The sequence below is a fragment of the Romboutsia sp. D33t1_170424_H2 genome, assembly GCF_015669105.1.
Lineage (GTDB): Bacteria > Bacillota > Clostridia > Peptostreptococcales > Peptostreptococcaceae > Romboutsia_C > Romboutsia_C hominis.
In genome coordinates this window covers 1-1,989 of sequence record NZ_JADOZQ010000034.1, presented here as the reverse complement: position 1 = coordinate 1,989, position 1,989 = coordinate 1, and the positions used below count along the sequence as shown (strand labels likewise).

Sequence of the window (1,989 nt, the reverse complement as noted above, 5' to 3'; positions counted from 1 at the left end):
TCTAACTTTCCTAAAAATGCTATATCTACATAAGGAAGTACTTTTTCTAAAAATCCTTTAGCTTCTTCTAAGCTCCAAAGCTTAGCTCTGTAATTAGAATCCAAGGACACTAGTATATCATTTTCTTTACAGTATTTTGCAATATCTATAACTAAGTTATATAACTCTTTGCTAAGTGCTGGAGTTATACCAGACATATGAACTAAACTTACATCTTTTAGCATACATTTGATATCAAATTCTTCTTTATTTGCCATTGATATAGCTGAGTATTTTCTATCATATATAACTTCTGTACTTCTATATCCATGACCTATTTCAGAAAAATATATTCCTAGTCTTCCTTCTCCTCTAACGACTGAACTAGTATCTATATCAAATCCTTTTAAATCTCTTATTACTTTATCACCTAGTGAGTTGTCTGGTAATTTAGTCGCAAACTTAGTCTTATGACCAAAACAAGATAAACTTGCTATAACGTTTGCTTCTCCACCACCATAAATTGCTTCAAAAGAGTTTGACTGTATAATTTTTTTATTGTTGGGAGGTATTAGCCTTAACATTACCTCCCCAAAACCTAAAACCTTTTTATTATTTGCTTCTGACATTTTGTATTTTCTCCACAAATTCCTTAGCTAAGTTTTCTATATCTTCTAAGTTTCCTGCATTAAATAGTGAACTTCCTACTCCTACACAAGAAACTCCCATTTCAAACCACTTATCTACATTATCTATACTAACTCCACCAGTTGGCATTATTTCAACATTTGGTATTGGAGCTTTTATAGCTTTTACATACTTTGGTCCAAATACATCACCTGGGAATAACTTAACCATTTTATTTCCTTTATCTTGTGCATTCATTATTTCACTTACCGTCATACATCCTGGTAAATAAAGTGTATTTAATTGTTTGCATACTTCATTAACTTCTTCACTATATCCTGGACTTACAACATATTTTGCTCCCGCTAATATTGCATCTTTAGCCATTTCTCTATTTAAAACACTTCCAACACCTAGTATTAGATTTTTGTCATCTCTTAGTTCATTTATTAAATCAACAACATTAGGTATTGAGTATGTTAATTCTACCGCTCTTATTCCGCCATTTACACAAGCATTTATATATCCTTTAGCTTCTTCATGGTCTTTTGCTCTAATTACTGCTACTATTCCTTCTTTTTTTATACTTTCTAGCATAATATCCCCCTATACTCCTGAGTATGCTGAAAATGCTCCATCTACTGGTATAACAACACCATTTACAAATCCTGATGCATCTTCACTTACTAGATATAATAATGTACCTATTAATTCTTGGGCTTCTCCAAATCTTCCCATTGGTGTGCTATTTAATATCTTGTTGCTTCTTTCTGTTGGTGTTCCATCTTCATTGAATAATAACTTTTCATTTTGTGCTGTTACAAAGAAACCTGGTGCTATAGCATTTACTCTTACTCCTACTTTAGACATGTGTACAGCTAACCATTGAGTAAAGTTACTTACTGCAGCCTTTGCCCCTGAGTATGCTGGTATTTTTGTAAGCGGTGTATATGCATTCATTGAAGATATGTTTATTATTGTACATCCTTCTCTGTTTATCATATCTTTACTAAATTCTTGAGATGGAAGTAATGTTCCTAAGAAGTTTAAGTTAAATACAAATTCTACTCCTTTTGGATCTAAGTCAAAGAATGTTGTTAATTCTTCATTATTTAAATCTTCTTCAAATAAGTATTCTTTAGTTGTTGTTCCCTTTGGATGATTTCCTCCAGCTCCATTTATTAATATATCGCATGGTCCTAATTTTTCTAAAATTATATCATGAGCTCTTTTTAAACTTTCTTTATCTAATACGTTAGCTTCTATTCCTATGGCACATCCACCATTATCTATTATTTCCTTAGCTTTAGCTTCACAAGCTTCTTTTCCAAGTGCAAGTATAGCTACTTTAGCTCCACATTTAGCTAAAGCTTCAACCATAGC

Annotated in this window: 3 protein-coding genes; all 3 read right to left on the bottom strand. The window is 31.9% G+C overall.

The features are described 5' to 3' along the window. Window positions 1-608 (bottom strand): sugar kinase (locus I4U66_RS14565; protein WP_195929308.1); only part of this gene is annotated, 608 nt, incomplete at its 3' end. Then, window positions 592-1,203: a bifunctional 4-hydroxy-2-oxoglutarate aldolase/2-dehydro-3-deoxy-phosphogluconate aldolase gene (locus I4U66_RS14560; RefSeq protein ID WP_207743642.1), complete on the bottom strand. Its 612-nt coding sequence runs from the start codon at window positions 1,201-1,203 to the stop codon at window positions 592-594. The genes I4U66_RS14560 and I4U66_RS14565, both read right to left, overlap by 17 nt. A gap of 9 nt (window positions 1,204-1,212) precedes the next feature. After that, the coding region (locus I4U66_RS14555; RefSeq protein ID WP_195238905.1) for an SDR family oxidoreductase at window positions 1,213-1,989 on the bottom strand (777 nt) is incomplete at its 5' end.